Here is a 1,681-nt window from a genome sequence, read left to right as displayed (position 1 = left end):
ACCACGTCCTGCGCGCCGACCGTGCGTGTCGGCGCGTTGTCGATCGCCTTCATCAGTTCGTCCGCGTGGTACGCGGCGCAGGCCGAAGGCGCCTTTGTCGTACGGTCGTTGGGAGCGCTGCGTCAGCCGAGCTGCCCGGTCGGGCGCACGGTGATGTGGTTGATGTCCACGCCCACGGGCTGGTTGATGGCGAAGGCGATCGTGTTCGCGATCTGCTCGGCGGTCATCGTCGGCGAGGCGTCGGGGGTGCCGCCGCGCTCGTTCCAGAACGGGGTGTCCACCACCCCGGGGGCGACGACGGTCACGCCGACTCCGTCCTTGCCGACCAGCAGCCGGGTGTTCTCGGCCAGCGCGTGCGCGGCCCACTTGGTGACCGAGTACAGGTTGCCAGGCGTGTTGCGCACCCCGGCGACCGAACCGATGATCACGATCCGGCCCTTGGACTCCCTGAGGTGCGGCAGGGTCTCCCGCACCAGCAGGGCCGGGCCCAGGACGTTGGTGAGGACCATGGCGCGCATGTCCTCGGGGGCGTGGCTCTCCAGGTTGCCGGGCAGTGAGAAGCCGGCGTTGGCGATGACGTTGTCCAGTCGGCCCCACACGTCCACCACGCGGCGCACGGCGGAGGCGACGTCGTGCTCGTCGCTGGTGTCGCCGGTGATCGTCAGCAGCCGCTCGCCCGCTCCGGCCGAAGCGGCGAAGGCGGCCAGCTTGTCCGCGTCACGTCCGGTGACGGCCACATGGTGGCCCTGCTTGAGCAGGGCGCGGGCGGTGGCGGCGCCGATTCCGGTCGAGCCACCGGTGATCAGCGTGACGGATTCCATGGGACGGCCTCCTAAGCGATGTGGTCATCGGGGCTCCCGCAGCGTCCTGGATGTCCGCGAACGCGAGGTGGCGCGTCAAGTCGACGAACTCCCCGCCGTCGGCCCCCCGAAACGCCTGCACTATACCCAGCGATCTTCCCGTCGAGCCGGTCCACCATCGCTGACCGGCCACGACCTGGTCCCGAGAGCCATCCTCGGGGCCGGGTCGGAGCGAACCGATCCCTACTCGGCGTCCGCTCTGCCATCTCGCGCCTGGCGGTCCAGGAACTTGACCAGTCTTGCCTCCGAACGGAGAAGCTGCTCCCGCTGCTCACGGGAGAGGCGGCAAGGGCGTCGCCCAGGACTCGCTTCCGGCTGACGAGCCGTGGCCGACATGTGCCGCGCCGGACCACTACAACCCTGCGCGCGGATGTGCGATGGTCGGGCCGGACCCCGTGGCCATGGTGCCTGTGGTTCAACTCTTCGCCAAGGATGTTCCGGCTCTGGTGTTCCCGGCCGGCACCGATGTGCTCCAGATGCTCTGGTGCCCGCTGATCCACTCCGAGCACGACCAGTGGTCGCCTGTGCCCGTCTTGCGTTGGCGGTCCGCCGCGGGAGCCGGCTCCGGGCAGCTTCGGGGGGAAGCGCCGAAGCCGTACGAGTTCGACGACGAGTACGTGCCTCGGCCCTGCGTTGTTCACCCGACTGAGGCCGTTGAGTACCCAAACTGGGACCTGCCGGACGATCTGTCCGAGCGCGTTGGGAAGTGGAACGATGAAGTTCCACCAAGGCCGAGTAGTTAAGGATTTCGGCCGGGGTGCAAGGCAAGGGTCGAGGTACACCGCAGTGCGCGGAACGCAAGCAACGCGGCCCCGTTGGAG

1 protein-coding gene is annotated in these 1,681 nt (G+C 68.9%); it reads right to left on the bottom strand.

The genetic code is table 11. From position 1 onward, the window contains the following. Positions 1-122: 122 nt before the first annotated feature. Positions 123-821: an SDR family oxidoreductase gene (locus tag ACWDAK_RS41200; protein WP_427396357.1), complete on the bottom strand. Its 699-nt coding sequence runs from the start codon at positions 819-821 to the stop codon at positions 123-125. Between the last annotated feature and the right edge of the window lie 860 nt (positions 822-1,681).

The organism is Kitasatospora sp. NPDC001175 (assembly GCF_053598215.1).
The sequence above is the reverse complement of the archived record's forward strand: the minus strand, read 5'-3'. Positions and strand labels throughout refer to the sequence as shown.

Bases quoted from the DNA above. Each gene is read 5' to 3' on its own strand.
- ACWDAK_RS41200 (WP_427396357.1), bottom strand. From the start codon at position 821: ATGGAATCCGTCACGCTGATCACCGGTGGCTCGACCGGAATCGGCGCC.